Source organism: Streptomyces sp. NPDC000880 (assembly GCF_053599675.1).
Genome location: NZ_JBSFMS010000210.1, coordinates 1 through 6,032 on the forward strand (window position 1 = coordinate 1; position 6,032 = coordinate 6,032).

General features: G+C 68.6%; 6 protein-coding genes. 2 read left to right on the forward strand and 4 right to left on the reverse strand.

The window, feature by feature from the left end; genetic code table 11:
- Nucleotides 1-36 precede the first annotated feature (36 nt).
- The 4 genes from thpD to ectA are packed head-to-tail and all read right to left on the reverse strand — an operon-like array spanning nt 37 to nt 3,218.
- Complete coding sequence (thpD, locus tag ACWDO5_RS34955) at nt 37-933, reverse strand: ectoine hydroxylase (protein ID WP_450534565.1); 897 nt, start codon at nt 931-933, stop codon at nt 37-39.
- A gap of 3 nt (nt 934-936) precedes the next feature.
- A complete protein-coding gene (locus tag ACWDO5_RS34960; RefSeq protein WP_307664257.1) occupies nt 937-1,335 on the reverse strand; it encodes an ectoine synthase in 399 nt (132 codons plus the stop codon).
- Nucleotides 1,336-1,390: 55 nt separating this feature from the next.
- Nucleotides 1,391-2,659, reverse strand: a complete 1,269-nt coding sequence (gene ectB / locus ACWDO5_RS34965) for a diaminobutyrate--2-oxoglutarate transaminase (RefSeq protein WP_450534566.1) — start codon at nt 2,657-2,659, stop codon at nt 1,391-1,393.
- 22 nt (nt 2,660-2,681) lie between these two features.
- Complete coding sequence (gene ectA, locus ACWDO5_RS34970; protein ID WP_450534567.1) at nt 2,682-3,218, reverse strand: diaminobutyrate acetyltransferase; 537 nt, start codon at nt 3,216-3,218, stop codon at nt 2,682-2,684.
- Between the two features lie 414 nt (nt 3,219-3,632).
- Between ectA and ACWDO5_RS34975 the strand changes: the two genes are divergently transcribed.
- Together ACWDO5_RS34975 and ACWDO5_RS34980 are read left to right on the forward strand one after the other, a co-directional pair.
- A complete protein-coding gene (locus ACWDO5_RS34975) occupies nt 3,633-4,718 on the forward strand; it encodes an amidohydrolase family protein (protein WP_450534568.1) in 1,086 nt (361 codons plus the stop codon).
- Between the two features lie 307 nt (nt 4,719-5,025).
- Complete coding sequence (locus ACWDO5_RS34980) at nt 5,026-5,946, forward strand: SCO1860 family LAETG-anchored protein (RefSeq protein ID WP_450534569.1); 921 nt, start codon at nt 5,026-5,028, stop codon at nt 5,944-5,946.
- The last annotated feature ends 86 nt before the right edge of the window (nt 5,947-6,032 follow it).

Below are 6,032 nucleotides of genomic sequence, written 5' to 3' on the forward strand. Positions count from 1 at the left end.
GCGCGCGGGGCCCCCGCCCCTTTCGTAGGGGACTTCCTAGCGCACCGGCGTGAAGTCCTGCGCCCCGATGAACGACGGCCTGGGCACCGGCGCCGCGAAGGGCTTGACCGCCGCGTTCTCCACGCTGTTGAAGACGATGAAGACATTGCTGCGCGGGTACGGGGTGATGTTGTCCCCGGAGCCGTGCATGCAGTTGCAGTCGAACCAGGTCGCGGATCCGGCCCTGCCGGTGAACAGCCGGATTCCGTGCCGGTCGGCGAACCGCGTCAGCGCCGCGTCCGAGGGCGTGCCCGCGTCCTGCATCTGCAGCGACTTCTTGTAGTTGTCCAGCGGTGTCTCGCCCGCGCAGCCCAGGAACGTCTTGTGGGACCCGGGCATGATCATCAGCCCGCCGTTGGTGTCGAAGTTCTCGGTCAGCGCGATCGAGACCGAGACGGTGCGCATGTTCGGCAGACCGTCCTCGGCGTGCCAGGTCTCGAAGTCCGAGTGCCAGTAGAAGCCCGAGGCGCCGAAGCCCGGCTTCACATTGATACGGGACTGGTGGACGTACACGTCCGAGCCGAGGATCTGCCGGGCCCTGCCCACCACCCGCTCGTCGCGCACCAGAGAGGCGAAGATCTCGCTGAGCCTGTGCACCTCGAAGACCGAGCGCACGTCCTGAGACTTCGGCTCGATGACCGAGCGCTCGTCGGCCCGTATGGCGGGATCGGCGATCAGCCGTTCCAGCTCGGCGCGGTAGAGCGCGACTTCGTCCTGTGAGATCAGCTCGTCGACGGCGAGGAAGCCGTCGCGCTCGAACTCCATCAGCCCGGACGGGAGGATCGGCCCCGGAGTGCCGGGCGCCGACCAGACGACCGGGTCCTGGCGCGGGGTCGTCACCTCGTTCACGCCACGAGTCGGGTACAGGTCGGTGCGTACAGCGGCGGTGGTCATGGGTCAGCCCTCCTCGGTGAGCAGCGGGTAGATGCCGTTCTCGTCGTGGTCCTCCCGTCCGGTGACGGGAGGGTTGAAGACGCAGACACAGCGGAAATCGGTCTTGGGACGCATGGTGTGGCGCTCGTGGCCGTCCAGCAGATACATCGTGCCGGGCTCGATCCAGTGCGTCTCGCCGGTCTCGTCGTTGGTGAGTTCGGCCTCGCCCTCCACGCAGAGCACGGCCTCGATGTGGTTCGCGTACCACATCGACGTCTCCGTACCCGCGTACAGCACGGTCTCGTGGAGCGAGAAGCCGACCTTCTCCTTGGCGAGCACGATGCGCTTGCTCTCCCAGGTTCCGGACGCCGCCTTCACATGGCGGTCGGTGTTCTCGATGTCCTTGAACGAGCGGACAATCACGGTGAGTTGTTGCCTTTCCTCTTCCCGCGGGGTTCCTGCGGGGTCGGTACGGGTGTCAGGCCGTCTCGCGGACGGAACGGGCCAGGATGCGCAGACCCTCGTCGAGCTCCTCGGGGGAGACGGTGAGCGCGGGCAGCAGCTTGACCACCTCGCTCTCCGGGCCGGAGGTCTCAAGGAGCAGCCCCAGTTCGAAGGCGCGGGCGCAGACCGCCGAGGCGCGCGCCTTGTCCTCGAACTCCAGGCCCCACACCAGACCGCGGCCACGGAAGCTCACGCCCTGCTCGCCGCTCTCGCCGGCGATGGCCAGCAGCGCCTGCTCGACCTGCTCGCCGCGCGCGAGGGTCTGCTTCTCCATCTGGCCGTCGGCCCAGTAGGTGTCGAGCGCGGCGGCGGCGGTGACGAAGGCGGGGTTGTTGCCGCGGAACGTGCCGTTGTGCTCGCCCGGCTCCCAGATGTCCAGCTCAGGCTTGAACAGGCAGAGCGACATGGGCAGTCCATAGCCGCTGATCGACTTCGACAGAGTGACGATGTCCGGCGCGATGCCCGCCTCCTCGAAGGAGAAGAAGCCGCCGGTGCGGCCGCAGCCCATCTGGATGTCGTCGACGATCAGCAGCATGTCCTGGCGGTGGCACAGGTCCTGGAGCGCGCGCAGCCACTCGGGGCGGGCCACGTTGATGCCGCCCTCGCCCTGCACGGTCTCGACGATCACGGCGGCCGGCTTGTTCAGTCCGGAGCCCTGGTCCTCCAGGAGGCGCTCGAACCAGAGGAAGTCGGGGACCTGGCCGTCGAAGTAGTTGTCGAACGGCATCGGTGTGCCGTGCACCAGCGGGATGCCGGCTCCGGCCCGCTTGAAGGCGTTGCCGGTGACGGCGAGCGAGCCGAGCGACATGCCGTGGAAGGCGTTGGTGAACGAGACGACGGACTCGCGCCCCTTCACCTTGCGGGCCAGCTTGAGCGCCGACTCGACCGCGTTGGTGCCGGTCGGGCCAGGGAACATGACCTTGTACGGAAGGTCGCGCGGCCGCAGGATCACGTTCTGGAACGACTCCAGGAACGCGCGCTTGGCCGTGGTGGCCATGTCCAGGCCGTGTGTGATGCCGTCGCGCTCGATGTAGTCGATCAACGCGCGTTTCAGCACCGGGTTGTTGTGCCCGTAGTTGAGTGATCCGGCGCCGGCGAAGAAGTCGAGGTAGGTGTGGCCGTCCTCGTCGTGGAGGTGGCTGCCCTGCGCGCGGTCGAAAACGGCCGGCCAGCCGCGGCAGTAGCTGCGTACTTCCGACTCCAGGGTTTCGAAGACACTCAGGGCGGGCGGGGTGATGGTCAAAGCAGTCTCCAGGTGTGGGGGGTCAGGCGGAGAAGGGGCCGATGCGGTACAGCACTTCCGGCTGGTGCGTTCCCTCGGGGAACAGTCCGCCGTCGAACAGAACTTCACGCGCGAGCGGCGCGCGGTGGCGCTTGGCGTATGAGGTGAACAGCCGGTCGGACGCGGTGTTGTCGGGGGTGATGGTCGTCTCGACCTCGCGCACCCCGCGCTCGTCCGTGACCTTCGTGGTCAGCGCGTCGAGCAGCACGCCTGCGAGCCTCCTGCCGCGGTGCGCATGGTCGACGGCGACCTGCCAGACGACCAGGGCCTCCGGGCGGTCGGGGCGCACATAGCCGGTGACGAAGGCGATCGGCTCACCATCACGGCCGCGCGCCACCAGCGAGGTGGCCGCGAAGTCGCGACACCACAGCAGATAGCTGTACGAGGAGTTGAGGTCGAGGACCTCGGAGTCGCGGGCAATGCGCCAGATCGCGGCTCCGTCTTCCACTCGGGGGGTGTCGATCTCCGGGAATTTGCTCGGGGGGTTGGCTCGTACAAGGTCTTCTTGTGCGGCGGTCATGCCGAGGAAATTTACCGAGCTAATTCCGAAAATGCATTACGGGAAGGGGTTGGGTGGAGCGCCTCTTTGTGTTATCGCGCGAGAGCGGGCCTAGCGCTGCCGCTCGACACGTTGGGGTGGTTTGTGCTGTAAATAAGGCACGAATCGGGCGTGCTGTGGGGTCGGTCACATATTCGTAACGACAGCGAGACTCGTCCGAATTACGTCGTTCGGTGCTATCGAAATCTTGGCGTTTAGGATCGCGGAACGGGGGCAGGAGGATATGGGAAACTGCCTGGAATAAGGCAGCTTCCGGCATTTTTAATTAACGCTTACTTTGACGCAAGGAGAAATGCCGTTCACCGTCACCGTCACCGTCAGGCTCCGGTGACCGTCCGGCGGGCCACCTCCACAGCGCCTCGTACAGTGCTCGATATGAGCGATCACACGGTGCTGCATGTGAAGGGGCGGGTGCTCGTCGGGCCCGAGGAGGCGCGAGACGAGCTGTGGGTGGTGGATGGCCGGATCTCCTACGACCGGCCCCGCGCCGAGGCCGTCACCGTCCAGGGCTGGGCGCTCCCCGGCCTGGTCGACGCGCACTGCCATGTCGGGCTCGACCACCACGGCGCGGTCGACGAGGCGACCAGCGAGAAGCAAGCCCTCACCGACCGTGACGCGGGCACGTTGCTCATCAGGGACGCGGGATCACCGTCCGACACCCGCTGGATCGACGACCGGGCGGACCTGCCGAAGATCATCAGGGCGGGCCGTCACATTGCGCGCACGCGCCGTTACATCCGCAACTTCGCCCATGAGATCGAGCCTGACGACCTCGTCGCCTACGTCGCCCAGGAGGCCCGGCGCGGCGACGGCTGGGTCAAGCTCGTCGGCGACTGGATCGACCGGGACGCCGGGGACCTGACCGCCTGCTGGCCGCGTGACGCGGTCGAGGCGGCGATCGCCGAGGCGCACCGGCTGGGCGCGCGGGTGACCGCCCACTGCTTCGCCGAGGCGGCGCTGAGGGACCTGGTCGAGGCGGGCATCGACTGCATCGAGCACGCCACCGGGCTCACCGAGGACACCATCCCGCTGTTCGCGGAGCGGGGCGTCGCGATCGTGCCGACGCTGGTCAACATCGCCACGTTCCCGGACCTCGCGGCCGGCGGCGAGGCCAGGTTCCCCGTCTGGTCCGCCCATATGCGGCGGCTCTACCAGCACCGCTACGACACGGTGCGCGCGGCGTACGACGCGGGGGTGCCCATTTTCGTCGGCACGGACGCGGGCGGCTCGCTGGCGCACGGGCTGGTGGCGGCCGAGGTGGCCGAGCTGGTGAAGGCCGGCATCCCGCCGCTGCAGGCCCTGTCGGCGACGGCCTGGGGGGCGCGTCAGTGGCTGGGCCGCCCGGTGCTCGAGGAGGGCGCGCCGGCGGATCTGGTGGTGTACGACGAGGATCCGCGGGCTGACGTCAGGGCCCTGGCGGGGCCGCGGCGGGTGATCCTGAACGGCCGGGTGATCGGCTGACGGGACAGCGTCGCCGTGTTGACCGAGCGTGACGCGCGCCCGGAAACGTTCGTTGAACCACTTCATGCGCGATCCCGCGAGGCCCACCGGCGCACCACCCTGTCGCCGTGACACGCGTGGCCCGGGGGAACATCTGTACCTCGAGAATCGAATATGGTCCCGGAAACCCCACTTTGGGGTGAACTCGCGTCAGGTCTCTGTCAGTTCACTCTCAGTGCGTAAGGATTCCGGTGTCTCGGTCGCCACCGCCCACGCGTCCCCGTGGCGCGGCCGGCGACGCCATGTCTCTTGTGGGGGTTCCACCACCTTGAACAGCAACACCTTCCGCATGCCTGCCGCACGCCGCTGCGCCGCCGTCACGGCCGCTGCCGCGCTGGTCGCCGGCCCCGTGGCCCTCGCCGCCCCGGCGCACGCCACCGGGGGTGGCGACGGGCGGGCGAGTGCGGTCGTGCTCCGTACCGGTCTCGATGTCTCCCTGCTCAGCAAGACCGTCGACGTCCCGCTCAAGGCCACGCTCAACGAGGTGCAGGCCCCGGCGAGTGCCGAGAAGACCGCGCTGACCGTGCAGTTGGACGGGGTCGACCAGGGCAGGCCCTTCCAGGTGCTGCGCGCGGACGTGGCCACCGCGAAGGCGACCGTCGACAAGCACAGGGCCGAGGGGTACACCAACCTCGTGCGCGCCCGGGTGCATGTGCCCGGGCTGCCGCTGCTCTCCCTGATCGAGGTCGAGAAGGTCACGTCGAAGGCCGTCTGCGAGGCGGGCAAGCAGCCGGTCGCCGAGTCGAATCTGCTTGGCCACGTGACCGTGCTCGGCAAGAAGGTCACGCTTTCCACCGGGGGCACCACCCGGGTCGATGTGCCCGGCGTCGGCGAGGTGACGCTCGACCTGTCGAAGACGCACACCACGTCCCGTACGGCCGCCGCCACCGCGCTGGAGCTCAAGGTCTCGGTCAACCCTCTCAAGCTGAACGTCGCCGAGGTGACCGGAGTGGTCACCCTCGCCGAGGCGAAGTGTGAGTCGCCCAAGGCCTCCGCCCCCGCCACGCAGGAGCCGTCCGCCAAGCCGAGCCAGGGCGTGCAGGCCCAGTCCGGTGAAAATCCCGCCGGGGAGAACCTCGCGGAGACCGGCGGCAGCGCCACGACGACGTACATCGCGGGCGGGGCGGCCATGATGCTCGCGCTCGGGGGAGGCGCGCTTTTGCTGGTCCGCGCGCGCGCCCGCCACTGACCTGGGGCCGCGCCCCAGACCCCGCGTCGGGGCTCCGCCCCTCACGGGTGAGGGCCGCGTTCAGCCGCTTGAGCGGAGTGCCCGCC